Origin of the sequence: Paractinoplanes deccanensis, from assembly GCF_016862115.1 — a bacterium.
Taxonomy (GTDB): Bacteria; Actinomycetota; Actinomycetes; order Mycobacteriales; family Micromonosporaceae; genus Actinoplanes; species Actinoplanes deccanensis.
In genome coordinates this window covers 72746-99308 of the sequence record NZ_BOMI01000059.1, presented here as the reverse complement: position 1 = coordinate 99308, position 26563 = coordinate 72746, and the positions used below count along the sequence as shown (strand labels likewise).

The 26563-nt window shown below is 72.5% G+C and carries 25 protein-coding genes; 11 read left to right on the top strand and 14 right to left on the bottom strand.

Annotated elements, in window-relative coordinates; genetic code table 11:
- Window positions 1-45 precede the first annotated feature (45 nt).
- From Ade02nite_RS15695 to Ade02nite_RS15685, 3 genes are all read left to right on the top strand, one after another.
- On the top strand, window positions 46-2010 hold the full coding sequence (locus Ade02nite_RS15695) for a right-handed parallel beta-helix repeat-containing protein (protein WP_203762864.1): 1965 nt from the start codon (window positions 46-48) through the stop codon (window positions 2008-2010).
- Between the two features lie 194 nt (window positions 2011-2204).
- Complete coding sequence (locus Ade02nite_RS15690) at window positions 2205-3389, top strand: aminotransferase class I/II-fold pyridoxal phosphate-dependent enzyme (protein ID WP_203762862.1); 1185 nt, start codon at window positions 2205-2207, stop codon at window positions 3387-3389.
- 84 nt (window positions 3390-3473) lie between these two features.
- A complete protein-coding gene (locus tag Ade02nite_RS15685; protein ID WP_203762860.1) occupies window positions 3474-4124 on the top strand; it encodes a pentapeptide repeat-containing protein in 651 nt (216 codons plus the stop codon).
- Here Ade02nite_RS15685 and Ade02nite_RS15680 read toward each other — a convergent pair.
- A complete protein-coding gene (locus Ade02nite_RS15680; protein ID WP_239168781.1) occupies window positions 4114-4644 on the bottom strand; it encodes a DUF1269 domain-containing protein in 531 nt (176 codons plus the stop codon). The genes Ade02nite_RS15685 and Ade02nite_RS15680 overlap by 11 nt on opposite strands.
- A gap of 60 nt (window positions 4645-4704) precedes the next feature.
- Window positions 4705-5181 carry a ribonuclease E activity regulator RraA gene (gene rraA / locus Ade02nite_RS15675; RefSeq protein WP_203762857.1) on the bottom strand — a complete coding sequence of 159 codons (477 nt, stop codon included), beginning with the start codon at window positions 5179-5181 and terminating at the stop codon, window positions 4705-4707.
- Window positions 5182-5247: 66 nt separating this feature from the next.
- Here rraA and Ade02nite_RS15670 point away from each other — a divergent pair, with 66 nt between their 5' ends.
- Window positions 5248-5568: a hypothetical protein gene (locus tag Ade02nite_RS15670; RefSeq protein WP_203762854.1), complete on the top strand. Its 321-nt coding sequence runs from the start codon at window positions 5248-5250 to the stop codon at window positions 5566-5568.
- 199 nt (window positions 5569-5767) lie between these two features.
- Here the strand turns inward: Ade02nite_RS15670 and Ade02nite_RS15665 are convergent, their stop codons facing one another.
- From Ade02nite_RS15665 to Ade02nite_RS15655, 3 genes are all read right to left on the bottom strand, one after another.
- Entirely contained in the window at window positions 5768-6574 is an 807-nt protein-coding gene (locus tag Ade02nite_RS15665; RefSeq protein ID WP_239168780.1) for an SAM-dependent methyltransferase, read from the bottom strand.
- 14 nt (window positions 6575-6588) lie between these two features.
- Entirely contained in the window at window positions 6589-7392 is an 804-nt protein-coding gene (locus tag Ade02nite_RS15660; protein ID WP_203762851.1) for an endo alpha-1,4 polygalactosaminidase, read from the bottom strand.
- A gap of 71 nt (window positions 7393-7463) precedes the next feature.
- Complete coding sequence (locus Ade02nite_RS15655; protein ID WP_203762848.1) at window positions 7464-7811, bottom strand: response regulator; 348 nt, start codon at window positions 7809-7811, stop codon at window positions 7464-7466.
- Window positions 7812-7911: 100 nt separating this feature from the next.
- Between Ade02nite_RS15655 and Ade02nite_RS15650 the strand changes: the two genes are divergently transcribed.
- The 5 genes from Ade02nite_RS15650 to fxsA (Ade02nite_RS15630) all read left to right on the top strand — a co-directional run bounded on the left by Ade02nite_RS15650 (window position 7912) and on the right by fxsA (Ade02nite_RS15630) (window position 11866).
- Complete coding sequence (locus Ade02nite_RS15650) at window positions 7912-8472, top strand: QsdR family transcriptional regulator (RefSeq protein ID WP_203762845.1); 561 nt, start codon at window positions 7912-7914, stop codon at window positions 8470-8472.
- Between the two features lie 38 nt (window positions 8473-8510).
- A complete protein-coding gene (locus tag Ade02nite_RS15645) occupies window positions 8511-8714 on the top strand; it encodes a DUF3311 domain-containing protein (protein ID WP_203762843.1) in 204 nt (67 codons plus the stop codon).
- Window positions 8711-10321 (top strand): sodium:solute symporter family protein, encoded by a 1611-nt coding sequence (locus Ade02nite_RS15640; protein ID WP_203762841.1) that lies wholly within the window; start codon window positions 8711-8713, stop codon window positions 10319-10321. Before Ade02nite_RS15645 ends, Ade02nite_RS15640 begins: the two co-directional genes overlap by 4 nt.
- Before the next feature lie 364 nt (window positions 10322-10685).
- Window positions 10686-11510 carry a hypothetical protein gene (locus Ade02nite_RS15635; RefSeq protein ID WP_203762839.1) on the top strand — a complete coding sequence of 275 codons (825 nt, stop codon included), beginning with the start codon at window positions 10686-10688 and terminating at the stop codon, window positions 11508-11510.
- A 149-nt stretch (window positions 11511-11659) separates the two neighbouring features.
- Window positions 11660-11866: an FxSxx-COOH cyclophane-containing RiPP peptide gene (fxsA, locus tag Ade02nite_RS15630; RefSeq protein WP_203762837.1), complete on the top strand. Its 207-nt coding sequence runs from the start codon at window positions 11660-11662 to the stop codon at window positions 11864-11866.
- A 5-nt stretch (window positions 11867-11871) separates the two neighbouring features.
- Here the strand turns inward: fxsA (Ade02nite_RS15630) and Ade02nite_RS15625 are convergent, their stop codons facing one another.
- The 9 genes from Ade02nite_RS15625 to Ade02nite_RS15585 all read right to left on the bottom strand — a co-directional run bounded on the left by Ade02nite_RS15625 (window position 11872) and on the right by Ade02nite_RS15585 (window position 24874).
- Entirely contained in the window at window positions 11872-13134 is a 1263-nt protein-coding gene (locus Ade02nite_RS15625; RefSeq protein WP_203762835.1) for an HEXXH motif domain-containing protein, read from the bottom strand.
- Entirely contained in the window at window positions 13131-14348 is a 1218-nt protein-coding gene (locus Ade02nite_RS15620) for an FxsB family cyclophane-forming radical SAM/SPASM peptide maturase (protein ID WP_203762833.1), read from the bottom strand. The genes Ade02nite_RS15625 and Ade02nite_RS15620 overlap by 4 nt, the downstream gene beginning before the upstream one ends.
- Complete coding sequence (fxsA, locus tag Ade02nite_RS15615; protein ID WP_203762831.1) at window positions 14329-14520, bottom strand: FxSxx-COOH cyclophane-containing RiPP peptide; 192 nt, start codon at window positions 14518-14520, stop codon at window positions 14329-14331. Before fxsA (Ade02nite_RS15615) ends, Ade02nite_RS15620 begins: the two co-directional genes overlap by 20 nt.
- Window positions 14521-14545: 25 nt before the next feature.
- A complete protein-coding gene (gene fxsT / locus Ade02nite_RS15610; RefSeq protein ID WP_203762829.1) occupies window positions 14546-17425 on the bottom strand; it encodes an FxSxx-COOH system tetratricopeptide repeat protein in 2880 nt (959 codons plus the stop codon).
- A 233-nt stretch (window positions 17426-17658) separates the two neighbouring features.
- Window positions 17659-18534 (bottom strand): pentapeptide repeat-containing protein, encoded by an 876-nt coding sequence (locus tag Ade02nite_RS15605; RefSeq protein ID WP_203762827.1) that lies wholly within the window; start codon window positions 18532-18534, stop codon window positions 17659-17661.
- The gene (fxsT, locus tag Ade02nite_RS15600) at window positions 18531-21785 is read right to left on the bottom strand and encodes an FxSxx-COOH system tetratricopeptide repeat protein (protein WP_203762825.1); all 3255 of its coding nucleotides are present in this window, start codon (window positions 21783-21785) and stop codon (window positions 18531-18533) included. The genes Ade02nite_RS15605 and fxsT (Ade02nite_RS15600) overlap by 4 nt, the downstream gene beginning before the upstream one ends.
- A gap of 86 nt (window positions 21786-21871) precedes the next feature.
- Window positions 21872-23029: an oxygenase MpaB family protein gene (locus Ade02nite_RS15595; protein WP_203762823.1), complete on the bottom strand. Its 1158-nt coding sequence runs from the start codon at window positions 23027-23029 to the stop codon at window positions 21872-21874.
- A complete protein-coding gene (locus Ade02nite_RS15590; protein ID WP_203762821.1) occupies window positions 23026-24432 on the bottom strand; it encodes an Nramp family divalent metal transporter in 1407 nt (468 codons plus the stop codon). The genes Ade02nite_RS15595 and Ade02nite_RS15590 overlap by 4 nt, the downstream gene beginning before the upstream one ends.
- 16 nt (window positions 24433-24448) lie before the next feature.
- Entirely contained in the window at window positions 24449-24874 is a 426-nt protein-coding gene (locus Ade02nite_RS15585) for a hypothetical protein (protein ID WP_203762819.1), read from the bottom strand.
- Window positions 24875-24939: 65 nt separating this feature from the next.
- Between Ade02nite_RS15585 and Ade02nite_RS15580 the strand changes: the two genes are divergently transcribed.
- Window positions 24940-26118 (top strand): acyltransferase family protein, encoded by a 1179-nt coding sequence (locus tag Ade02nite_RS15580; RefSeq protein WP_203762817.1) that lies wholly within the window; start codon window positions 24940-24942, stop codon window positions 26116-26118.
- A 7-nt stretch (window positions 26119-26125) separates the two neighbouring features.
- Window positions 26126-26533: a VOC family protein gene (locus tag Ade02nite_RS15575; protein WP_203762815.1), complete on the top strand. Its 408-nt coding sequence runs from the start codon at window positions 26126-26128 to the stop codon at window positions 26531-26533.
- Window positions 26534-26563: the final 30 nt, after the last annotated feature.

Genomic DNA, 26563 nt, shown 5'->3' with positions numbered 1-26563 from the left:
CGCAAAGTTACGTTGAGGGCCGATCCTCATTGAGAAAGGCCCGACATGACGCTCCTCCATGTGGCGACCACCGGATCCGATGACGCCGAGGGCTCGGAGAAGCAGCCCCTCCGGACGATCAACCGCGCCGCCGAGCTCGCCCGCCCCGGCGACACCGTCGTCGTGCACGCCGGCGAATACCGCGAGTGGGTGATCCCGCGCCGCGGCGGCCTCAGCGACGCCCGCCGCATCACCTACACCGCCGCCGAGGGCGAGCACGTGGTGATCAAGGGCTCGGAGCGGATCACGACCTGGGAAGCCGAGAGCGACGGCGTGTGGCGCGCCGAGATTCCCAACTCGCTGTTCGGAAATTTCAACCCGTACGCCGAGGAGATCGCCGGCGACTGGATCGTCTACCCGGCCGGCGCGCCCCGCAAGCACCTCGGCGACGTCTACCTCAACGGCCTGAGCTTCTACGAGGCCGGCAGCCGCGCCGAGCTCAACGACCCGCCGCGCCGTGAGAAGGTCCTCGACAACTGGACCGCCCTCGACGACACCGTGCGCAACCCCGACCAGACCCAGCTCGTCTGGTACGCCGAGGTGGGCGCGGACACGACGACCATCTGGGCCAACTTCCAGGGCGCCGACCCCAACGCCGAGCTCGTCGAGATCAACGTACGCCGCTCGGTGTTCTACCCGGTGGAGCACCACCTCGACTACATCACCGTGCGCGGCTTCGAGCTGGCCCACGCCGCCACCCCGTGGACCCCGCCCACCGCCGACCAGCCCGGCCTGATCGGCCCCAACTGGGCCAAGGGCTGGATCATCGAGGACAACGTCATCCACGACGCCAAGACCTCGGCGATCTCGCTCGGCAAGGAGGCCACGACCGGCCACAACTACGCCACCGAGCGCCGCGACAAGCCCGGATATCAGTACCAGCTGGAGTCCGTCTTCTCGGCGCGGCAGATCGGCTGGGACAAGGAGCACATCGGCTCGCACATCGTGCGCCGCAACACCATCTACGACTGCGGCCAGAACGGCGTCGTCGGCCACCTCGGCTGCGTGTTCTCGACCATCGAGGACAACCACATCTACAACATCGCCCTCAAGCGCGAGTACTACGGCTACGAGATCGGCGGCATCAAGCTGCACGCCGCGATCGACGTGCAGATCCGGCACAACCGCATCCACGACACGTCGCTGGGCATCTGGCTCGACTGGCAGACGCAGGGCACCCGGGTCACCCGCAACGTGTTCTACAACAACAACCGCGATCTGTTCATCGAGGTCAGCCACGGCCCGTTCCTGGTCGACCACAACGTGCTCGGCTCGCGCGCGTCGTACGAGTCGTTCAGCCAGGGCGGCGCCTTCGTCGGCAACCTGTTCGCCGGCACCGTGCGCCTCGAAGCCGTCATGGACCGGGCTACCCCGTACCACCAGCCGCACAGCACCCAGGTGGCCGGCTACGCGTACATCCGCGGCGGCGACGACCGCTACATCGGCAACATCTTCCTCGGCGGCGACGTCGCCCAGGCGTACGGGCACGGCGGCGACGGCAAGGCGATCCCCTCGTACGGCCTCGCGGGCTACGACGCGCACCCGGCCTCGTTCGCCGAGTACCTGCAGCGCATCGAGGAGCAGCCCCCGGGCGACCACCAGCGCTACCTCGACGTGCTCCAGGCCGTGTACGCCCGCGGCAACGTCTATGCCAACGGCGCCCAGCCGTTCGCCGGCGAGAGCGGCCCGCACGCCATCGGCGACGCGACCTTCCGGATCGTCGAGGAGGGCGACGAGGTCTACCTCGAGACGGAGCTGCCCGAGGCGTTCGGGCAGGCCGGCTTCGTGGCGGTCGGCGGCCGCGACCTCGAGCGCGTCCGGTTCGCCGACGCCGACTTCGAGGAGCCGGACGGCTCGCCGGCGGTCATCGACGTCGACCTGCTCGGCGACCGGCGCCCGGCCGGCTCCCCCGCGGCGGCCGGCCCGCTCTCCGGCCTCGGCTCGGGGACGGCCCGCACCCGCATCTGGTGACCTGACCGCACGCGAAGGGCGCTCCCGGCCGTCCCGGGGGCGCCCTTCGCCATGTCCCCGCCACGCTTCGGTCAGACGTTTTTCGGTTGATCGACGATCGCCCGGGTAGGTGCCAGAGTGATCCGAAAATGTGAGAGGGGTTCACTGTGCCGGCCGCGACTCATGACATCGAGGACCTTCGGCGGAACAGCCGCATGTACGACGCCGTCATCGAGGAGATCGACGGGCGCCGCATCAGGATCGGCGACGACTGGCTGGTCGACTGGGCGTCCTGCAACTACCTGGGCTTCGACCTCGACGAGGAGGTCATCGAGGCGGTCGAGCCGCAGCTGCGCCGCTGGGGCACCCACCCGAGCTGGTCGCGCATGCTGGGCAGCCCGCAGATCTATCCGGACCTGGAGGACCGGCTGACCGAGCTGCTCGGCGCCGAGGACGTGCTGCTGCTGCCGACCATCTCGCAGATCCACCTCGGCGTCATCCCGGCGCTGATCGGGCAGGGCACGGTCATCATGGAGAGCCGCGCGCACCGCACCATCTACGACGGCTGCGTCTTCGCCCGCGGGCAGGGCGCCACGATGAAGCGCTTCCGCAGCGGCGACGTCGACGAGCTGGCCCGCCTGCTGAAGGAGGCCACCGCGCGGCCGGTGATGGTCTGCATGGACGGCGTCAACAGCATGACCGGCGACATCCCGGACCTTCAGGTCTACGCGAAGCTGTGCCGCGAGCACGACGCGATCCTGTACGTCGACGACGCGCACGGCATGGGCGTCATCGGCGAGCGGGGCGCGGAGGAGACCTCCCCGTACGGCATGCGCGGCAACGCGATCGTCAAGCACTGCGGCGAGACGTACGACAACATCATCCTGGTCGGCGGGTTCTCGAAGGCGTACTCGTCGCTGCTGGCCTTCCTGGCGCTGCCCACCGCGGTCAAGAACCAGCTGAAGGTGGCCGCGCCGACGTACCTCTACTCCGGGCCGTCGCCGGTGGCCTCGCTCGCCACGGTGTGGGCCGGGCTCGACGTCAACGACAAGCGCGGCGACGACCTGCGCGGCCACCTGCACCGGCTGACGGCGAAGCTGCTCACCCACGTACGCGGCATGGGGGTGCACACCCTCAACGTCGACGACACGCCCGTCGTGGAGATCCCCATCTCGCCCGAGCACGACCTGATCGACGTGTCCGAGCGGCTGTGGCGGGCCGGGCAGTACGTGACGCTCGCGCCCTACCCCGGCGTGCCGCGCGACGAGATCGGCTTCCGGGTGCAGCTCACCGCCGCGCACACCGAGCGGCACGTCGACGACCTCAACCGCGTGCTCACCGGCCTGGCCCGCGACGGCGCCCTGCGACCGGCCATCCCGCAGCAGCGCCGCCACGCCTGACAGGCCCTCCCGCGGCAGCGCCGCCATGCCGGACAGGGCCCTCCCGCGGCAGCGCCGCCACGCCGGACAGGGCAGGATGCTCGCATGCCGCTGATCGAGGATCTCGCCTCCCTGCCGTACGCGAAATACCTGCGCCCGCTCGACGAGGAGCTGGACCACGACGGGGACCACAGCGAGGTCCACCTCGACGGCGTCGAGCTCGCCGAGGTGGCGGCCGCCGGCTCCCGCTTCTCGGAGAGCGCGATGACGGCGGTGACGTTCACCGGCGGCACGTACGACAAGGTGCGGCTCGACGACGTGTGGCTGTCGCGGTGCCGCTGGATCGGCGGCTCGTGGGCCGAGACGCAACTGCTCGACGTGACGATCCTGGACAGCGCGGTGGCGGGCGTGCAGGCGTACGGCTCCCAGTGGCGCCGCGTCGTCGTACGCGCAAGCAAGCTCGACAGCCTGAACCTGCGCGGCGCGAAGCTGCAGGACGTCGAGTTCCGCGACTGCGACCTGTCGGAGGTGGACTTCGGCGGCGCCACCCTGATCAACGTGACCTTCCCGGGCTCGGCCGTGCGCCGGGCCCGGTTCGGCAAGGCCACCGCCAAGAAGCTCGACTTCCGCGGCGCCCGCGAGCTCGACCTCGCCGAGGGCTGGGAGTCGCTGAGCGGCGCGATCATCGGCCCGGGCCAGCTGGCCGAGGTCGCCCCCGCGCTGGCCCAGGTGCTCGGCGTGGTCGTCAGGCAGTAGCGGCCTTCGCGTCCTGCTCGATCTCGGCGGTGTCGGCCCGCAGCTCGCGCGACTCGACCTTCTCGGCGTTCTTCAGTGCCCGCTCGACCTTGGCGCCCATGTCGGCGACCGCGACGACGACAAGGCCGGCCTGGCCCTCGTCGAGGTGCTCGCCGAGCTCCTTGAGGTCCGACCGGCTCATCCCGGCGGCGGCGTGCCCGGCCAGCGCGCCGAGGACCGCCCCGCCGCCGGTGGTCGCGGCCAGCAGCCCACCACCGATGGCGGCGAACGGGAACAGCGCCACGACCAGCCCGGTGGCCAGCCCGAGCCCGCCGCCGAGCACCCCGCCGACCCGCGTCGGCGTCTCGTGCCGCTTCACGATCTTCGACTTCCCGTCGGCGCGCCGCTCGACCACCGCGGCGTCGTACGCGTCGATCAGATCCGCCTTGCGGTGCAACTCCTTGACCACGTCGTAGTCGGCCTCCGCCTGCGCGACGGTGGGATACACGCCGACGTACACCATGAACATATCGACTGCCATCGCCGTCTCCTTCCGGGCTCGTCCCGCCACCGACGGTCGCGGCAACGGCCCGCAACCACCTCATCCCCCAGGGATGACCACGATGCCGTCCTCGTCGGAGACCACCACGTCGCCCGGCCGGAACTCGCAGCCGCCGAGGCGCAGCACGACATCCCGCTCGCCGGCGCCGGTCTTGGTGCTCTTGCGCGGGTTGGAGCCGAGTGCCTTGACGCCGATCGGCAGCTCCCGCAGCGCGGCCACGTCCCGCACCGCGCCGTTGATGACGACACCGGCCCACCCGTTCGCCACCGCGAGCCCGGCGATGACGTCACCCATGAGCGCGCGGTGCACCGAGCCGCCGCCGTCGACCACCAACACGCGCCCCTCACCCGGCTCGCCGAGCACCGACTTGAGCAGCGCGTTGTCCTCGAAGCACGACACCGTCACGGCCACACCCCGAAACGCGGCACGGCCCCCGTACTGCACGAACTGGGTGTCGCAGGACCCGATGCCGTCACCGTGCTCGTCCACCAGATCGGCCGTCTTGTCGCTCGTCATGGCTCCAGGCTCTCACCGGGCCGGGAACGCGGTGATCGGTGGGGTGAGCTCATGATGAAATAGCCCATGACCTCCCCTGAGCATGCCGTCCTCGTCACCTACGCCTTGTCCGACGATCGGTACGGGGAGGAAAGCGACCGCAAGGCGATCTATGCACTCCAGGGTCGCCTGCGGAATGCCATCGAAGCCGCCGGCGCCGGAGAGTTCGACGGCAACCTGTTCGGTGGCGGCGAAGTCGAGCTCTACGCCTACGGCCCCGATGCGAGCCGTCTCTTCGCCGCGATGGAACCAGAGCTACGGGCCTTTCCCGCCAGACCGGCACACGTCGTGCTGCGCTTCGGCGAGGCCGACGACCCCACGGCGGCGAAGCAACGCATCGATCTATGACGTTCGAACCGGTCGACGACGACCTCGGGGCCCGCATCGAGCCGCGGCTGCCGCTCGCCGAGCTCCACGCCGCGGGCAAGGTGGATCTGCCGCTCAAGGGCGGCCCAAGAGCGGCCGGAGTCCAGGAGACCGCGGCCGGCTGGGCTCCGAACACGCCGCCTCCACCACCCGAAGAGTCAGGAGCTCCAAGGCAACCCGGTCACGGCTTGCGGCCGACGGCGGTCCAGACGTTGATGTCGGAGCGGGCCGGGATCTCGGTGCCCGGGTCGGGGCGCCACTCGCTGGCCGGGACGACGCCCGGGTCGATCAGCTCGAGGCCGTCGAAGAGGGCGGCGAACTCGTCGCGCGGGCGGGTCCAGACGTCGGACTTGCCCTGCTCGATCAGCTGGCGGTAGAGGGCCTGCTGCTCGGGGGTGCCGAAGTCGGAGGTGGCGTGCGTGGCGACCAGGTAGCTGCCGGACGGCAGGGCGTCGAGCAGGCGGGTCACGATGGGCTTGGCGGCGCCGTCGCCGTGGATGAAGTGCAGCACCGCGATGAGCATCAGGGCGACCGGCTGCTTCAGGTCGAGCGTCTCCTCCAGCGCCGGGTCGGCGAGGATGCGCTCGGGGTCGTTGAGGTCGGCCTCGATGTACGCCGTGCGGCCCTCGGGGCTGCTGTTGAGCAGCGCGCGGGCGTGCACCATCACCAGCGGGTCGTTGTCGACGTAGACGATCCGCGACTCGGGGGCGACCCGCTGCGCGACCTCGTGGGTGTTGTCGGCCGTGGGCAGGCCCGTGCCGATGTCGAGGAACTGCCGGATGCCGGCCTCGGCGGCCAGGAACCGGGTGGCGCGCTGGAGCATCGCGCGGTTGGCGAGGGCACCGAGGCGCACCTTGGGGAAGAGGCGCTCGAGCTCGTCGCCCGAGGCGCGGTCCGCGGCGAAGTTGTCCTTGCCGCCGAGCCAGTAGTTGTAGCGCCGGGCGGGGTGGGCGACGTTGGGGTCGATGCCGGAGGCGACGGGGTCCACAGGGGAACAATAGGTCAGCAAGATTCGTAGTGATACCCCGCCTCGCCTCGTGGGACGACGTCGCGATCGCGCAGGATGACAGCGATGCGCGCACCGTGATCACGGCACGCCCGACGGTAGGCTTCCGCGCCGTTGTCGGTGTATTCGATCTCGTAGACCTGGTTGCCGTACGCGTCCAGATACGCGCCGCATTCGTCGTGGACCGCGCACTCCTCGGTGACCGCGAAGTCGAACCCGAGCGCCCGGCCGTCGACCTCGGCGGCGTTCTTCTGCCCGATCGCCAGCCCCGCGGTGTGCGCCTTCTCGACGAGCAAGCGGCCGTACGCCAGCGCGTCGCCCTCGGCGAGCCGCCCACCCGACCGGGTGTACGAGTCGAGGTTGTCCGGCTCCACCGCGCGGAAGCCCTTCGCCGCGCAGTCCCCGAACCAGCCCTCCACGATCTCCGCCAGCGCCTGCCGTTTCGCCGCGGTGGAGATGTCGAGCAGGAACTCGCCGGGCCAGTCCGGGTCCGCCACGCGCAGGACCAGGTCCGGATGCTCGCGCCGCCACCAGCCGTTCTCGCCCGGCTGGGTCTGGAAGGCGTTGACATAGCAGATGCCGTAGACCCCGGGCACGGCCGCCGCGGTCCGGTCGCGGTCGACGATCCGGACGCCGGCGGCGGGCTCGTAGGCGCCGCCGAGCTGATAGTCGAAGGTCCCGTCGGCGGGCGGCGCACTCCAGGCGGCGGGCGAGGCCGAGCCGGCGGGCCGCGGATCGGGCTGCCCGTCGCATCCCGCCACCGCCAAGGCCGCGAGCAGGGCGGCCACGATCCGTCGCATGTCAGCGCAGGTCGCGCAGCAGGGCGCCGAGCGTCTCCTGCTCGCGGCGCCGCCCCAGCAACGACGGCATCTCAGCGCCCCGAGACGAGGTCCCGCACCGCGCCCGCGGACAGCTCGATCTTCGAGAGGAAGCCGATGGCCGGGCTCGCCGCGATGAGGTCGGCGTAGTCCTCGCCGGAATGCGTGGAGATCATGATGACGGGTACGGGCGCCAGCCGCTCGGCCAGGTCGAAGCCGCTCTCGCCGCCCAGGTTGATGTCGACGAGCGCGACGTCCGGCCGCAGCTCCGCCGCCCGGTCCTGGGCGCCCGCGATGTCCTCCGCTGTGCCCGCGATCGTGAGTCCCTCGCGTTCGAGCAGGTCACGGGCGGCGAGCAGGAAGTGCTGGTTGTCGTCGACGAGCAGGCAGCGCAATGTCACCCCCGAAGGGTGCCAGGACGGACGGCCGGGCGCATTCCTGCTATCCGGAACTTCACTCCCCCGGCCCCATCCGGCGGCCGTTTGTCGTAGCGTGCCTGCGATGGAGAGCCGGCGGGTGGTGAGCGACGACGAGGTGACCCGTGCCGGGTGCCGCTTCTTCCTGCGGCACGGCACCGTCGACATGAACGGGCTGGCCGAGGAGATGTGCGTCAGCCGGGCGACCCTCTACCGCATCACGCACAGCCGCGACCGGCTGCTCGGCGACGTCCTGTGGCGGCTGGCCGAGCGGATGCTGGCCGAGGCGCGCCGGGAGTGCACGGCCACCGGCACCGACGGGGTGCTGGAGGTCACCCGCCGGTTCACCGGCCGGCTGATGGCCGCCGAGCCGTTCCGCCGGTTCCTCACGGCCGAGCCGGAGGTGGCGGCCCGCGTGCTGCTGACGAGCGCGGGCGGCGTGACCGAGCGGATCGTCGCCGCCCAGCACGAGATCTTCCGCGCGGCCGGCCTGCCCGAGCCCACCGACGAGCTGGCCTACCTCTACGTACGGATCATCGAATCGGCCCTCTACGGCGAGCTGGTCGCCGGCCGGCACGCCGATCTGGCGCTCGCCGAGCGGGCCGCCCGGGAGATCTTGAGACGGCTGTCGCACGATCCTCGGTGACCATGGCGTCACAGATCGACTGACGTTTATCGTTCGGCGTGCCCAAGCCCCGAGCCCAATGGCTGCTGGCCGTGCCGGCGGCCGCGCCCCTGCTGACCCCGTTCACCAACCGGACCGACCCGGTGATCCTGGGTGTGCCGTTCTTCTACTGGTACCAGTTCTTCTGCGCCCTGCTGGCGATCGCGGTCATCACGGCGGTCTACCTCGTGACGGCTCCCGGCAAGCACGGGGAGGGGCGATGACCGACGTCGCCGTCTTCGTCGTCCTGATGACGGCGGTCCTCTCGCTCGGCTTCGGCATGGCACACCGGCGCCGTGCCCGGCACCGCCAGACGCTCGAGGAGTGGGGCGTCGCCGGGCGGGCGTTCGGCAACTGGACCACGTGGTTCCTCCTCGGCGGCAGCATGTACAGCGCGTACACCTTCATCGCCGTGCCCGCCCTGACCTACGGCGCCGGGGCGATCGGGTTCTTCGCCGTGCCGTTCGCGATCGTCACCGCCCCGCTCACCTTCGTGCTGACCACGAAGATCTGGTCGGTGGCCCGCCGGCACGGCTTCCTCACCCACGGCGAGTTCGCCGGCGCCCGCTTCGGCTCGCCGGCGCTGAGCGCGCTGGTCGCCGTGACGGGCATCCTCGCCACGATGCCGTACATCGCGGTGCAGCTCCTGTCGTTGCAGGCGGTGCTGCGCACGGTCGGGCTCGGCGGCGAGCTGCCGCTGCTGGCCGCCGTCACCATCGTGTCGATCTGCACGTTCCGCTCCGGCCTGCGCGCGCCGGCGCTGCTCTCCATCGTCAAGGACGTGCTGCTGGCGTGGATGCTGATCACCGCCGTGCTGATGGTCGCCATGTTCGGCGGCTGGGACACGACGTTCCACCAGGCCGGTCAGCGCCTCCCCCAGGGCCTGCTGCTGCCGGAGAACGGCCAGCTCGGCTTCCTCACGCTGGTGCTCGGCTCGGCGCTGGCCATCTTCGCGTATCCGCACGCGCTGACCGGCATGCTGGCGGCGAAGGACGTGGCCACGATCCGCCGCAACGCCGCCGCGCTGCCCGTCTACTGCCTGGCGCTGGCCCTGATGGCGCTGCTGGGCTTCTTCGCCCTGGCCCGCGGCGTCGTCCCGCTCGACGGCGACCTCAACACCGTGGTCCCCCGCATGATCCAGGAGTACTTCCCGCCGTGGTCGGCCGGCGTCGCGTACGCGGCCCTCAGCATCGCCGCCCTCATCCCGGCCGCCGTCATGTCGATCGCGGCCGCGAACTGCTTCACCCGCAGCATCTACCGCCCCTACCTGCGCCCGTCCGCGTCCCCGGCCGAGGAGGCCAGGGTCAGCCGCTGGACGTCACTGGCGGTCAAGTTCGGGGCGGTGGCGTTCATCCTGCTGGTCGACGCCACGTACTCGGTCGAGCTCCAGCTCATCGGCGGCGTGGTCATCCTGCAAACCGTGCCCGCGGTGGTGCTGGGCCTGCTGACCGCCTGGTTCCACCGTCAGGCCCTGATCATCGGCCTGCTCACGGGCCTGGCCGTCGGCGTCACGATGCTCTACAACATCCCTCGCCTCGACGCGGCCGGCCGGGTGGCCGAGGCCCACTTCGGCGGCTCCAGCTGGTCGCTCGGCGACGGCCGCACCATCTACGTCGGACTGGTGGCGCTCGCGGTCAACCTCCTGGTCACGGTCGTCTTCACCGTCCTGCTCCGCCTCACCGGCGTCCCCTCCGGCCCGGACACCACCGGCCACGACACCCCGGAGCCCGACGCGGACGACCCCCGGCTGCGCCGCCTCGACCAGCTCCTCGACGGCCTTCCCCGCAAGGAGCCCTCCCCATCGGGTGCCCTCGACGGCCCACGGCCCTGAAACCACCCACACCGCCTCGCCGCCCCACTCCGCGCCACCCACCCACTGCGCGCCGCCCTGGCCGCCTGCCCACTGCGCGCCGCCCTCGCCGCCCTGCCCGCTGCTCGCCGCCGGCCCCCTCCGCGCCGCCCTCACCGCCCGCCCTCACCGCCCGCTCTCACCGCCCGCTCTCACCGCCCGTGCCCGCCAAGCCAGCCGGCTCCTTCCCTTCAGCCCGCCCGGATGCCACACCCACCGATCCCCACGCCCTCGCCAACCTGTCTGACCCGCCCGAGCCCCACGCGCCGCCAACCCGCCCAGGCCGCCCAGGCCGCCACCCCCTACCCCATGCCTCCGAAGATTTGTCCGGATTTATCATGACTTCATGCGGAGACTTCTGATGCTGACTGCGGCGGCACCGATGCTGCTGACGGCGACACCCGCCTTGGCCGCGGGCACACTCGCGACCCCCGTCACCGCGCCAGGCGCCGCCGCGAGCATGGGAGCTACCGCCACGGGCACGAGCGCAGCGACCGCGAGTGCGGCGGGAGCCGCGGCCTGCCCCGCATCGGTGACCGCTCCGGCCGCCACGCCGGAGCTGCTCACCTCGACGGCGGCCGGCCTTCGAAAGCAGACCGTCACCGTGGACGTGCCCCCCGGCTGGCGCATGACGCTCGACGGCCGCGACCCGGCCTACGTCGAGACGGTGCTCGTGCCCGAGGGCTTCTACACGCGGGGCACGCCGACCAGCGTCACCTACACACCCAAGCTCCGCTTCGTCGGCACCGCCACGCCCGTCACCATCCGGCTCACCGGGCCCGGCGGCCGGGAACGCACGCTCCGCTACGCGGCGACGGTCACCTGCCCGCCCCCGCCGACGGCCGCGCGCCTTACCTCGACCGGGGGACGGGGCGCCCCGCAGTCCGTCATCTTCGCGCTGCCGCCCGGCGGCTCCCTCGGGCTGGCCGAGAGCGAGCCCGCCGACTTCCCGCAGGGCAGCGTCTCGCTCGCGATGGCCTCGTCGATCGCCGCCACGCCCGGCCGGCCCCACGATGACACGCTCATCGAGACCAGTGGCGCCCTGGTCTTCATCCCGGCCCGGGGCGCCGCCGGCCCGGTGCCGCCGATCCGCTACACCGTCGACGACTCCTACGGTCAGACCTCGGTGGGCACCTACACCCCCGTCATCGTGGGCTACTCCGGAGCCTGATACAGTACTAGTCGTGCGACTAGACGCTAAGGTGGCCGTCTCACCAAGGTGCCGGCGGTGGCGCGAGTGGCCACCCGGCCCCGTCACGAGCGGTAGTGTCATGATCAGGGCCGATCTCGCCGATCCGGCCCCTGTCCGGTGGAGGGCGGATGCCAAGCGCCGAGCACGGCGATGCGCAAGCGGAACGTCTGGCCGACGTCACGCGGCTCCCCCTCGACCACATCCTCGCCGGCGGCGACAGCGCCCTGCTCAACTCGCTGCGCCGCGTGCTGGCCGACATCGACCGCCCGCAGGAGGTCCTGTCCGCCTTCGACAACTACGCCGGCGACCCGGGAGAGCCCGACCCCACGGTCTGACCGGGTCAGGGCCGCGCCGGGCTGTCCGTGGTCTGGTGTCGGCGCTGCCAGGCGTCGTGGGTGCCGCGCAGCTTCCGCTCCGCCCGCCGGACCAGCTCGGGCGGCACCCTGTCGGCGGCCATGTCGTCGAAGACCGCGCGCATGCCGCTCGTGAAGCGCCGCCCGGCCTCGGTCAGCGCGCCGGAGCCTTCGAGGCTCGTCAGCCCCCAGCGGACCTGTTCGCGCACCACCGCGTATTCCTGGGGCGCCTCCGCGACGACCGGCAGGAGCCGGCGCCAGAGGTCGGCGATGCCGAGGAAGGCGTACACCCCCTGGAGCAGCCCGCTCACCGGGCGCGGGTCGATGCGCCACGGCGCGAAGTGCAGCTCGGTGGCGCCGGGGTCGGACAGCCGGGTCACGTCGAGCAGCCCGCTCAGCTTGGAGTGCTGGAACTCGTGCACCAGCGTCACCGCGAGGTCGGTGGCCCGCGACGGCATGGTCAGCCCGAACGCGCCGAACGCGTCGCGGATGGTTGCGCTGCGCGCCGAGTGGCTGTCGACCTGCTGCAGCGGGATGAGCGTGCGCAGGCCCGCCGCCAGCTCGTCCGCCCGCGCCGGCGCGTGGGTGGCGAGCAGGTCCCACGCCTCGGCGAAGACCGCCTGCCAGCCGTCCACCGAGGTGAGGCGGCCGGTCGGCGGCACGTGGTGGCCCCCGCGGTACGGGTCGACGTCGTCGAGCGTCACCCGGATCGAGCGCCCGTGGGACGTGGCTGACAGGGTGCGCGGCGCCAGCCACTGCGCGGCACCGGCCACGGTCACGCGGCCACACGCGACGGTGGCGACCGCCGCCCCGTCAAGTTTCGTCAAGCCGAAGCCGGGCACGGCCACCCGCCCGCCGAAGCTCGGCACCTCCAGCCGGGCTTCCACCCCGGCCAGGGCGGCCGCCGCCGCGGCGATCGCCGACAGGTGGTTGCACTCCGCGTCGAGCGGGATCTCGGCCCGCAGGCCGCCCCGCAGGCGCCGGGTGCAGTCCGCCGCCCACGCGCCGACCAGCGGCGAGCCGAGCAGCTCGGCGACCTCGGCGGGCGCGGCCGCCTGCGCGCGGGTCAGCGTCTCGACGGCCGCGTCACGGTGGGCGCGCGCGCCCACCCACGCCTCGGCGATGAACTTGATGAGCAGCAGGTGCTTGCTCAGCTGGGCCCGGGCCAGCGCCTCGATCGTCTCCGGTCCGCCGTAGCCGGCCGCCAGGGCGGCGAACTGGGCGGGCGTGACGTCGTGCCGTCGGATCATCGGGCGTACGCCTCGGAGAGCTCGGCCAGGTCCGCCCGGACCTGGGTGTCCACGTGCCGGATCAGCCGCATCAGGTCAGCACAGTAGACGGACGGGTTGCGGAAGCCGTCGGCACGGCGGTAACGGTGGGCGTAGTGGCCCCCGCCGCACGCCGCGCCCACCGGGCAGGCCTGGCACGCGTCGGCCAGCGCCCGCATGCCGATCTGGCGCGCCACGATGCCCGGATGGCCGAGCGCCGCACCGAGCGGATCGGTGAGCACGCTGTATCCGGTGGCGCACGCGCCCTCGTACGCCGACTTGAGGGAATCGACCTGCTCGATGGCGCCGTCGGTCTCGATGACCGCGAGCGCGACCGGGCTGAGGCCGACCTGTTCGCTGCGGCTGCTGCCGCCCACCGCGAGGTGCAGCAGCGACTCGAAGAGGCGGATGCGCACCGGCTGCGGGGACGCCTTGTACCACCGGTCGAAGATCTCGATCAGCCAGTCCGCGTACGGCGTCGCGCCCGGGCCGCGGCGCGGCGGCTCCTCCCAGTTGGCGTGCGGCAGCAGGAAGTCGATGGCCGGCGGGGCGTAGGACAGCAGCGTCTCGTAGCAGGCGACCGGATCGGTCTGGGGGTCGATCGTGCACAGCAGGCCGGCATAGACGTCCCGGCGGGCGGGCTCGGCCAGCAGGGTGAGCGCTCGGTGCACCTCGGCGAAGCTGCCGCGCCCGTTCGCGTACCGCCGGTGTCTGTCGTGGAGGGCGGGCGGGCCGTCGAGGCTGACGCCGACCGAGACCCCCAGCTCCCGGAAGTCGCCGAGGATCGCCTTGTCGACCAGGGTGCCGTTCGTCTGCAGGCCCACCGAGGCCGTGCAGCCGGGCGGCAGGGCGGCGCGCAGCGTGCGTACCGCCGAACGCAAGCGGTCCCGGCCCGCCAGCAGGGGCTCACCGCCGTGCAGGATGAGATTCACCCGATCGAGTCGGTGCTCGCGGGCGTGCTCGCCGATGCGCCCGGCGGCCGCCTCGACCACGTGCTCGGGCATCACCATGGGCCGGCCGCGCCAGGTCTGGTCGGCCATCTCGTAGACGTAGCAGTAGGTGCAGGCGAGATTGCAGCGCTGGTGCACCTTGAGCACGAAGTCGCGGAAGGGCGTGGGCCGCCAGCCCTCGGCCCGCAACCCGGCCACGTCGAGAAGCTGGTGGGGCCAGGCGGGCTCAGAGCGGAGCGGGATCATCGGGCGCGAAGTTCTGGAACGCCGCGAGGATCGTGGTGGTGTCGGTGGCGTCCTGCGTCACCGAGCGCAGGGCGCGCGCCAGGGCCTCGTTCGTGGAGCCGACCAGTTCGTCGAACGGAATGCCGGAGACATCGACCAGCGGACTCCCGTTTTCGGCGGGGTCGGCGTCCATCCGTGCCTCCTTGGGCCCATCACGATCACGTCGGCGGTGGCTCGATATCGCATTCCGCGCGGGTCCCCCTGGCAGCGGCGAGCGTTGCCGGGTGGCCGGGCCCAAGAACCCTCCGGAGGTTGCCAATTGTACGGTCGAGGAGTTGCTGGGCAACCGTGGACTCGCCCATCATTCGCAGATCGACGGCGAGGTTCACCGCGCACGCGAGTGAGTCGGGATGATCTTTACCGCGCACGCGTTCGGATGCCGCGAGTGTACGCTCCAGCAGATCGCGCGCGGAGCCGAATTCGCCGTCCAGAGCCAGGTCGTTGGCGAAGTTCGCGGCGGCGCACAGGGTGTAGGGATGGTCCTCGCCGACCGTCTGCCGCAACTCCGCCAGGGTCAGCCGGTCCATCTCGCGCGCCTTCCGGTCGCCCAGCGCGCGCAGGATGATCGCGTGGTCGACCTCGGCCGCCAGCGTCACCGGGTTGCGCCCGCCGAAGACGCGGCGGTAGCGCGCGGCGGCCAGCGTCGCGTGCTCGCGGGCCTCCACCGGCGGCTTGCCCTCGGCGACCGCGGCCGCGTGGCAGGCGTTCGCCAGCGTGATGGTGGCGGCGAGCGTGTGCTCGTGGTCCGGGCCGAAGTGCTGGTGGTACGCCTCGACGTTCTCCCGGGCCAGGCGCAGCGCCTCGGCGAACCGGCCGGTCTTGCGCAGCGCGATCGCCGTCGTGCGCGCCCCGATCAGCACGTACTGGTGGCGCGGGCCGACCTGGGCCCGCAGCGGCGGCAGCGACTCCTCGAGGATCCGCAGCGCCTCGTCGTACTCGCCCAGGTCGAGCCGGTCGCGGGCCAGGTTGAGCGCGGACTGCCGGGTGCGGTTGTCGGACTCGCCGAACACGTCCCGGCGCTTGGCCAGCACCTCCTCGTCGAGCTGGAAGGCGCCCCAGAAGTCGCCGAGCAGCCGCATGTTGACCGCGAGGTTGTTCATGCTGCGCAGCAGCTGCGGGTCGCCGGGCTCCAGCGTCGCCTGGCAGCGGGCCAGCGTGTCGCCGTCGACCTCGAGCGCCCGCCGGTAGTCGCCCCTGATGCGGTGGTGCAGGCTCACCGAGCTCGCCATGTGCAGCGTGAGCGGGTGATCCTCGCCGTACGCGTCGTGCTCGCGCAGCCGGCCCCAGGTCGCGATCGCCAGCTCGCCGGAGCGCTCGTAGTCGCCGATCGCGCGCAGCGCGTCGACGAGCTGGAACGTGGCCAGCATGCCGAACTCGTCGGCGCCCTCCTCGCCCCAGCGCGCCACCGCGAGCTCGGCCAGCCGGCGGCTGCCCGCGTAGTCGCCGGTGCGGCTCAGGTAGCGGGCCTGGTCGACGACGAGGCGGCGGGCCGGCGGGTACGGGCTGTCGATCAGGCCGGCGGGCAGCACGTGCGGCGCGATCTCGGCGTGCAGCGACCACGTCCGCACGTCGTCGGGTGATCCTGGATTGGCCGCGGCGAGCAGGTAGGCCAGGTTGGCGCGGCCGCGCTCGCGGGCCGTCTCGTCGAGCGCCTCGCGCAGGGCGAGCTGCACGAGCCGGTGCACCTCGAGGCGCTGGGTCTCCTGGTCGACCTTTGCGATGCCGTAGCGGCGCAGCGCCTGGATCGCGCGCCCCATCTCGATCGGGTTGCCCAGCGTGCGTTTCAGCGGCGCGGTGACCGGCGCGTCCTGGCCGCTGCGCAACAGCGTCACCGAGACCGGCTCGGCGCCCAGGTGGGCGAAGAGCTCGATCATCTGAGCGGCGGTGGGCGAGACCGCGCGCAGCCGGTCGACCGCGATGCGCACGAGCGCGACCACAGTGGCCGGGTAGTGCCGGGGCTGGCCCGCGGCGAGCAGCTCCTGCAGGTGCTCGTCGAAGAGCTGGAGGTATTCGGTGACCGGCATGCCGGTGGCGGACTGGGCGGCGGCCACCTGCTCGAGCGCGAGGGGCAGGTCACCCAGCCGCTCGGCGAGCACCTCGGCGTCCGCGCCGGAGATGTCGCGGCCGCGGCGGCGCAGGAACTGGATGCTCTCGGCCCGGTCGAACGGCGGCACCTCGATCGCGGTGCCGACGCTGGCCCAGCCCGGGTCGCGCGAGGTGAGCAGCACCTGGCCGCCGACCGCCGGCAGCAGCGACAGCAGGTCGTCGGAGAGCTCGGCGTTGTCGAGGACCAGCAGCCACGGCACCCGGCCGCGCTCCAGCTCGCTGATGACGGCCCGCACGGTCTGCTGGAGCTCGCCGGTCGCGGGCAGGCCGAGCCGCTCGCCCAGCGCCGCCAGCGAGGCGCGCGCGACCATCGGGTCCTCGGCGGGCACCCACCAGATCGCCTCGCGGTCGGCCATCGCGTGCCGGTAGAGGTATTCGACAGCCACCTGCGTCTTGCCGGTGCCGCCGAGGCCGTGCAGCACGATCGGGAAGGTGGCGCCGGAGTTGAGCCGGCGGCGCATCTCGTCGAGGATCAGGTCGCGCCCGGTGAAGCTGCGGTTGCGCTCCGGGATGCCGCCGGAGATGCGGGGCAGCTGCACCGCCCGCGCCGGCTCGTCGACGGTCTCGAGCGGCGTCACGAAATCGGCCGCGCGAGTGGCCGGCTGCGGCGCGTCGGAGACCCGCAGCCACAGCGCGTGGAAGCGCCGGACCTCCCCGTCCTCGTCGCGCGGCGTCACCGAGCGCGCCGCCAGCACCCGCACGACGCCCTCGACCTTGTCCCAGCGCGGCAGCCCGTCGCCGCGCAGCATCGCGCTGATCGTCTCGTGGCTCACCGTGTCACGCAGACTCGGGCGCTTCCGGATGTCGCTGCTGATCACCCGCACCCCCGGCTTGCCGGCGTCGCCGTAGAGCTCGTGCAGAGCGGTGACCAGATCGCGCAGAGGACCGGACGGTAATCGATCTTGCCCAGGAATGGTAACCGGCACAGCCACGCTCCAGATGCCGCGTCAACAACCGTCAAGTTATGTCAGACAGCGTTCCACGGATAAGCCATCGGCACCAGAGCGTCATCCCCAGATGCCAATTCCGGGGGCCGCAATTGATCGGATCCGCTCCCCCGATAATGCCCGATTAACACAACTATTTCGTACGCCTTCACGCCCTCACAACCACACAGCCGCGCCCCACCGCCACGGGAGTCTGCCGCGGCGTCCGAGACTGTCGCTCACGCCCTGTCGGGCGAGAGCCGCCACCACCGTGCCCGGCGCACCTCCGGCGGCCTCTCCTCGGACGTCCAGGCGATCTGCCCCGCGTTCCTCACGACCCGGAGCTGCTCCGCGCTCAGCCCGCCCCGGGTGACCGTCGCGCCCCGGAAGTCCGCGCCCGCGAAGGTGGCCCCGCGCAGGTAGGCGCCACGCAGATCCGCGTCGATGAAGGTCGCGCCCGTGAAGTCCGTCCGCTCCAGATGTGCGCGGTAGAGCGCCGCACGCCGGAACGTGGCCCGGGCCAGCGACCCGTCCTCCAACCGCGCGCCGCGCAGGTCGGTGTCCCGCAGGTCGGGCGCCGGCCCCGGACGTCCGGTGCGCCGGGCGAGCACCTTCAGCGCGGCCTGGACGCGAGCGGGCGGCTTAATCTCGTCGGCGGCGGCCTCGGCGGCGGGCCACGGCACCCGGCCGTCCGGCCTGCGCATGGCGCGCCGGCGGACGAAGGCGGCGAGGACGTCGACCACCGCCTCACGCTCGTCGCCGGAGTCGCGCATGATGCGGCCGAGCGCGTAGATGCCGCCGATGCACTTGTCCGGCGACTCGTCACCCAACTGGTCGACGGCCTTGGTGTACCGGTCGGCGATCTGGCCCCGGCGGGAGAGCTCGTACGTCCGCACGGCGTAGACGGCACTCACCGCGGCGCCCACCAGAGCCAGGAACGCGAGGCAGCCCGTCCTCGCGTCGGCGATGGCCTGGTGCCGGTCGGCGCCGGACGTCTCGGGGTGGCGCGTGAGCAGGATCGGCACCGACCAGAGCGCGAGCACTCCCAGGCCGGCGACGACGATCAGCGCCACGACGACGATCGCCACCGTGCGCCGTGCCGGGGCGCGCGTCACGTCGGGGAGGGCTCGAGGTCGCACTCGGCCCGGCGGCCGCGGGCCCGGTCGACGGTGTCGGGGTGTTCGGGGCCGAGGACGCGCGACATGGCGTCCAGGGTGCGGTCGAGCAGGACGCGGCCCGCCTCGGTGTCGCCGGTGGACAGCAGGTCGAAGGCCAGGTTGCCGGCGCAGGCGAGGGTGTGCGGGTGCTCCTCGCCGCGCTGGCGGCGCATCGATTCGTAGGTGGGCTCGGAGAGGCGGCGGGCGGCCTCGGCGTCGCCGCTGAGGGCCAGGTCGTTGGCCAGGTTGCTGCCGGCGCGCAGCGTGTAGGTGTGGTGGGGGCCGAACCTGTCCTTGAAGCCCTGCTCGGCGTGCTCGTCGAGCTCGAGGGCGCGGTCGATCTCGCCGGCCGTGCGCAGCAGCAGGCCCAGGTTGATCTCGGCGGCCAGGGTGAACGGGTGGGTGGGGCCGAAGTCGCGGCGGTAGCGCGGGACCGCGTCCTCGGCGAGCAACCGGGCCTCGCCGGTGGCGCCGACCGCGCGCAGCGTGTTGGCCAGGGTCATGGCGGCGGCCAGCGTGTATTCGTGGTTGTCGCCCAGCCTCAGCCGGGTGGCCGTGTGGGTCTCGCGGGCGGCGGCGACCGCGCCGCGGAAGTCGCCCAGGCGCAGCATGGCGATCGCCTGGGAGCGGGACGCCAGCAGGACGTCGACGTGGCGGGGGCCGAACTCGTCGCGCAGCGCCGGCACGACGCGGCTGAGCAGGTCGTGGGCCTCCTGGTGGCGGCCCATCGCCAGCAGGTCGCGGGCCACGTTGGCCTGGCACTGGAGGGTGCGGAACTGGCCGGGGCCCAGGGTGCGGCTCCACTGGCGCACCAGGTCGGTGTCGATCTCGTACGCCGTGTCGAGGTCGCCGAGCATCCGCAGGTCGACGGCGACGTTGGAGCGCACCCGCAGCGTGTAGAGGTCGTTCTCGCCGAACACCTCGCGGTGCCGGCGCAGGTTGTCCTTGTCGACCTCGAGCGCGGCCTTGTAGTCGCCGAGGATGCGCAGGCCCAGCGCCACACCGTTCGCCGTGATCAGGGTGTATTCGTGGTCGGGACCGAAGTGCGGCGCGCCGTGGAACCCGTCGTAGGCCTCCTGGTCGAGCTCGCGGGCCCGGCGGCTCTCGCCGAGCGAGCGCAGCGCGTTGGCGAGGTGCCGGATGGTCAGCAGGGTGAGCGCGCCGTCGGGCCCGACGTCCTCGCCGGTCGCCGCGCGCCAGACGGGCAGCGCGGCCTCGGCGAGCCGGCGGCTGCCCTCGTAGTCGCCCACCAGGTAGAGGTAGCGCATCTGGTCGATGACGACCTGGCGCGCCTCGGGCAGCTCGGCGGTGACCAGCCCGGCCGGCAGGATGTGCGGGCCGATCTCGGCGTGCATGGCCCAGGCCTGCTGCTCGTCGGGGTCGCCCGGGTTCGCGTACGCCAGCAGGCGCTGGGCCCCGGACCGGCTGCGCTCGCGCTGCTCGTCGTCGAGGCTCTCGCGCAGCACCAGCTGCATCAGCCGGTGCACCTGGATCAGCTGGCCGTTGGGGTCGACGCTGGCCAGGCCGACCCGGCGCAGCTCACGGATGGCGCGGTTCATCTTGATGGGCTCGCGCAGGCTGCTGCGCAGCGGCTCGGCGATCGGCGCCTCGCGGCCGGCGCGCAGCATCGCCGCGGACAGCGGCTCGGCGCCGAGGTAGGCGAACATCTCGAAGAGCTGGGCGGCCGCCGGCGCGGACTGCCGCAGGCTGGTCACGGCCAGGCCGACGAAGGCCGCGACGGTGAGCGGGTAGGACGCGGGCTTGCCCTCGGAGAGCAGCTCGCGCACGTGCTCGTCGAAGAGCTGGAGGTATTCGGAGACGGGCATGCCGGTGGCGGACTGCCAGGTGGCCGCCTGCTCGAGCGCGAGCGGCAGGTCGCCGAGCTTTTCGGCGAGCCGGTCGGCGTCCTCGCGGGTGATGCCGCGGCCGCGCTTGCGGATCAGCTCGATGCTCTCGCCGCGCTCGAAGACGTCGACCTCGACCGCGTTGCCGACCCTGTTCCACTCCTGGTTGCGTGAGGTGATGACGACGTGGCCGCCGGCGCCGGGCACGAAGCGGGCCAGCTCCTCGGGCCGGTCGGCGTTGTCGTAGACCAGCAGCCAGCGCAGGGGCGTGGCGGCGAGCGCGTCGAGCACCGAGACGGCCGTCTGCTGGAGGTCGTCGCTGAGCGTCACGCCGAGCCGGGCGCCGAGCCGGGCCAGCGAGGTGAGCACGCCGGTGGGCTGCTCGGCGGGGATCCACCAGATGAGGTCGTAGTGGTCGACGTAGCGGTAGACGTACTCGACGGCGAGCTGGGTCTTGCCGACGCCGCCGAGGCCGTGCAGGGTCTGCGGGAGCACGGAGACCTGCGACTTGCTGACCAGCGCCTGGTTGAGGTCGGCGAGCAGCTGGTCGCGGCCGGTGAAGTCGGGGTTGCGGATCGGCACGCCGCCCCAGATCGTGCGGCGCTCCCCCGGCTCGCCGTCGGCGCTGTCGCCCGCCTGGGGCGGCAGGATCGGCGCGACCGGCTCGGGGGCGGGCTTCTCGGTCTCGGGCTCGACGGCGGGCGGAGTGGTCACGGGGTCGCCGGCCAGGGCGCGGCGGCTGGTGATGCAGAGGCCGCGCACGGCCGTCTGGCTCATGCCGAGCCCGCCGGCCACCAGGTCGATCCAGCGGTGCAGGTCGAGCGAGCGCGCGCCGCCGGTGACGTGGGCGAGCCGGTCCACGTAGGACAGGACGGCGGGCACCCCGTCGTCGCCGTGCGGGGCGAGCTCGAGGCGGCGCAGCAGCTCGGCGGGATCGTCGGCGGCGGCCGCGAGGGTCCTGGCCCGGCGGCCGGCCGCCTCGGCCGCGGCGACGAGCTCCTCGGCGGGCGAGGCGGCGAGCAGCTCGCGCAGGATCTCGCGGTCGGCCGGCGCGATGGTCGCGTCGCGGCCCATCTCGGCGACGATCCGCTCGGCGAGGCGCACGGCGGGGTCGTCGCCGTAGGCGTCGTACACGACCCGGACGAGGGTGCGCAGGCCGCCGGAGCGGGCCCGGGCGCCGCCGAGCACCGCCCACAGGTCGTGCCGCGTCTCGGCGTAGCGGGCCACGTCGAGGGTGCGGCCCAGCCGGGTCTCGAGCTCGGCGACATGGCGGTTGCGGGCGTCGGCGTCGTGCAGGCCGCGCAGGCCGAGCAGAGCCTCGAGCAGTCGCTGGACGTCGTCGAGGGAGATCTGCCGATCGGGCACGTCGAAGCCCCCATTTGCTCAGAACGGAAATTCATCGTACGTGACGGAGCGCAACGCGGAAAACGCCAGAATTTCGCCCGCTAAGATCATATTGACATTGACTGATACTGATCTTTAATGCCCCATCGGGCGAACCGCCGCCGGGCGTGCCGCTCGCCGCGCGCCAGCAGCATCCGCCGCCCGCCCGGCAGGCGGCCGAGGCCCTGGCTCACGACCAGGTTCACCGCCACGCGGCTCAGGCCGTACCAGGGCGGGCGGTACGGCAGGCCCAGGTCCCGCATCGCGCCGCGGCCGAGCAGCCACGAGCTGACCGACAACGCGCGCTCCCGCTCGAACCGGCGCCGCAGGTGACCGTCCACCTCCTGGTCGGTCATCGCGATCAGCGCCCGCGCCAGCGCCACACTGTTGCCGTCGGGCGGCGGGTCGTAGGCGAGGAAATGGTAGAGCAGCCGCCGTCCGCGCTTCTCGGTGAACGGCAGCCAGCGCTCGTCCACGCCGAGGAGCCATCCGACGTACGACCACAGGTGCATCACCGCGTGCCCGTCGGCGCGCGTGACGCGCACGCCCAGCAGGCGCAGGTGGAGCAGGAAGCTGGTGCTGAAGACGCCGAGCGTGCTGGCCTGGTCGTACTGGTTGACCGGCGTGCCGCGCAGGTCGCCGTCCCAGGACGGGTCGGCGGCGAGCCGCTCGTTGACCAGCGCGTGCATGACCCGCACGTGCAGCGTCATCCGGAAGCCGTCGCCGTCCGGGTCCAGGCCGCCGGGCGCCGTCACGGCGCGCCACCACAGCGTCGTCTCCTGCACCCGGCGCAGCGTCTCGCCGCCGGCCAGCCGTCCGGTGCGCACCAGCGGCTCCAGCGCGGCGGCGGTGCGATAGCCGCCGAGCAGTGACCCGTACGCGAGCACCAGGCCCGCGTCCAGGCCGTACTCGCGGCAGGCCCGCGCCCCGCGCGCGAGCAGCCGATCGTCGACCCAGCCGGGCCGCTTCCCCGCGGCTTCGAAGAACGCGCGGACCGCCGGCGGCGCGCCGGGCGAGGGGCCGGCCGCCAGGTCTCGGTGCAGCTCGCGGGCGGGCACGTCGCGCACCAGGGCGGCGGCGGCCTCGTCGTGCCGCAGCAGGGCGTCGCGCAGCGCGTCGAGCTCCTCGGACGAGGGCCGGGCGCCCGGACCGGCCAGGCGCCGCAACCAGGCGGCCGCGCGCTCGCCCCACTCGCGGTCGAGGCCGAAGCGGCGCGGGGTCGTCATTCGAACAGCTTGCGCAGCTGCTCGTTGAAGGTCAGCACGGACAGGAAGCCGAACAGCAGGAACGCCCAGACGAGAGCGGCGATCCGGCCGGCGCCCGGGCGGATCTCGCGTGGCAGCATGCGGCGGTTGACCAGCAGCAGCAGCGCCGAGTAGATGAACATCATCAGCCCGCCGGTGACCGCCGAGATGACCAGCAGCACGAGCGGCTGGGTGACGCCGGAGAGCAGCACGACCACGCCGATCGCGACCAGGCCCCAGACCAGCGTGAAGTAGATCTTGCTCTCGTGGAAGCTCTTCAGGTACGAGGTCTTGAGCACGTCGGCGGCGAGGCGGCTGGTGTAGTCGACGATGCCGAGCGCGGCGGCGAAGAGCGAGAACGCCCCGATGATCCAGAAGAACGTGCCGAACCAGCCGCCGACGGCGTCGTTGAGCGCCTCCCCCTCGGCCTTGAGGAACGAGATGTTGTTGGTCAGGCCCTCGTCGCCGAAGACGGTCGCGTAGGCGAGCATCGAGGTGAAGAAGATGGTGAGGAAGCTGATCAGCACGAACGTGCTCAGCTGCTCGATGTTGGCGAACCGCCACCAGCGCCGCCACCGGCTCATGTTCTCGTCGGTGGGCTCGAAGACGTAGCCGGTCGACGGGGCCGCCTCGAGCTGACCGGTGACCGGGCTGACGATCCGTGGCACGTAGGCGCCCATGCCGAAGCCCTTGTCGCGGATCCAGTTGCTCTGGCACAGGTTCTGCCCGCCGCCCGCCCCGGCGAACGCGAGCGCACCGAGCAGCAGGGCGAAGCCGAGCTCCTCGTACGGCACGCCGGCCTGGGTGATGATCTGGGGCGCGTCGGACCAGGCCGAGGCGCCGATCGCGGCGAAGGCGCCGACCACGAACAGCAGCACCACCGCGGCGACCTTGACCATCTGGATCTTTTCGAGCGCCTGGTAGACGACGGGCGCCAGGGTGAGGATGACGCCGATCAGCAGCAGGATGCCGATGGCGATCGGCGTGGCGCTGCCGCCGGCCAGATAGGTGATCAGGGTGGCCGAGCTCGTCGCCCAGCCCGGCCAGATGTTGGCGAAGTAGGCGAGGATCGCGAAGAACAGCCCCCAGTGCCGCCAGTAGCGGCTGAAGCCGGTCAGCGCGGTCTCGCCGGTCGCGAGCGTGTACCGCTCGATCTCCATGTTGAGGAAGTACTGCGTGGCCAGGCCCACGAAGGCGGCCCAGACGAAGACGAGCCCCACCTGCGAGGCGATGTAGGGGAACAGGATGAACTCGCCGCTGGCCAGCCCGACACCCGCGGCGACGACGCCCGGCCCGATCACGCGGCGGAAGCTCGTGGGCGGCTCCGGCAGCTCGCGCACCTCGGGGGCGGGCAGATGCTTCGTCGGAAACAGCTCCACCACCATGGATCTCAATCTATTCCTACTCGTAGATCAGGTCCATCGTGTCGGTGCGGCCCGGCCAGCTCAGCGTCAGGTGCCAGCAGCCGGCCCGCGGCAGGTCGACGATCGAGGGCCCGGTGTCGACCGTCCGCTCGGCGCGGACCTCGGTGCCGTCCAGCCGCGCCACGATGCGCAGCTCGGCACCCGCCCCGGCCGGCTCCCGCGGCACCCAGAGGATCTTGTTGGCCCGGTCCTCGCCGGGCGGGCTCCGCAACGGCGAGCCGAACAGCACGGCCAGCATGTCGCCCTTCTCGCCGAGCACGTGCGGCACGCCGCTGCCGTCCCCGCTGAACCCGGCCCGTCCCCACTCGGGCAGCGCCGCCGTGCTCACCGGCGAACCGCATGAGGGCTCGGGCTGCGAGCAACCGGCCAGCGGCAGGAGAAGAAGAACGGCGATCGCCCTCATGTCCGTACGACACCGCCGCGCACGCACGGGTTCCCCGGCGGGCGCTCCGCTGAGATCCTGGGCGGGTGCATGAGGTGTCCCCTCCCGCGACGCGGGCCGGCCGGCGGCCCGAGCTCGACGCCATCCGCCTGGTGGTCGTGCTCGGGCTGGTCTTCTTCCACGCCTCGCTGGTCTTCGACACGCGCGACGACTACTACGTGAAGAACGACGAGACGACCGAGGCCATCACCTGGGTCGCCGGACTGGGCGTGGTGTGGGCGATGCCCGCCCTGTTCCTCATCGCCGGCCTGGGCTCGTGGCACTCGATCCGGCGGCGCGGCACGCGCGGCTTCGTCGGCGAGCGCCTGCTGCGCCTCGGCGTGCCGCTCGTGTTCGCGTCGCTGACCATCATCCCGGTCCCGCAGTGGATCCGTGCGGGCGCCGACGAGCCCTATCTCGAGTTCCTGCGCCGCTACTTCGACGTCCACCTGGGACTGTCGAACTTCCCGTTCGTCGTGCGGGGCGACCTCTTCGAGACCGGCCACCTCTGGTTCGTGGTGCTGCTGCTGACGTTCTCGCTGATGCTGGCCCTGGTCGCGGCCCGGCTCCCGCCGATCGGCGGCCCGATGCGGCATCGCGGGGTGGTGTTCCTGCCCGCCGTGCCGATCGCGCTGGTCGTGGCGCTGCACGGCATGGAGGAGCCGTACGCGGGCTGGAGCCGCTGGGCGTACCTGCTCTTCTTCCTGCTCGGCTTCCTGCTCGCCGGCGACGACCGCTTCCGCGCTGCCATGCGGCGCGACGCCAAGCCGGCCGCCGTGATCGGCCTTCTGCTGTTCGGTGCCGCCGGGGCGGCCCTGAGCACGGCCGGCGACGACGCCTTCACCGCCCTGACCGGCCCCGCGATCCTGGCACGCACCCTCTTCGGCCTGGCCGGCTGGTTCTGGCTGGTCGCCATCCTCGGCCTGCTCGACCGCGACCGGCCGCCCGCCGCCCCCGGGGCCCGGCCGTCCGCGAGGACCCGCTACCTGGCCGAGGCGGCGCTGCCGCTCTACATCCTGCACCAGCCGATCCTGGTGGTGGTCGCCTTCCTCGTGGTCGCCTGGGAGCTGCCGATGGCCGTCAAGTACCTGGCCATCGTCGTCCTCACCTACGCGATCATGTTCGCCGTCCACGACCTGCTGGTCCGGCGCACGCGCGTCACGCGCTTGCTGTTCGGCATGCGCCCCGCCGAGCGGGACGGCGAGCCGGCGCGCCGCGTGATGTGATGGCGCGATGTCGTCCCATCCCGTGCTGATGCACACCGCGCTCGACGCCACCGACGTCCGCGGGCTGGCCGAGTTCTACCGAGAGCTGCTGGGCGTGCGCTACCGCCCCGGCGACGAGACGCCGGTCGAGGGCGAGGACTGGCTCGTGCTCGTCGACGGCGACGGGCGGCGGGTGCTCGCCTTCCAGTGGGTGCCCGAGCTGGCCCGGCCCGACTGGCCGCGGCACGAGGTGCCCAAGCAGATGCACCTGGACTTCCGCGTGCCCTCGGCCGCCGAGCTGGAGCGGCACCGCAGGCGGGCCGAGGAGCTCGGGGCCACGCTGCTGCTCGACCGCACCGGTGACGCCGAGGAGCCGCTCTACGTCCTCGCCGATCCGGCGGGACACCCCTTCTGCCTCCTGGTGGGCTCCGAGTAGCGGGCTCGCATACGATCACCTGCGGGAAGG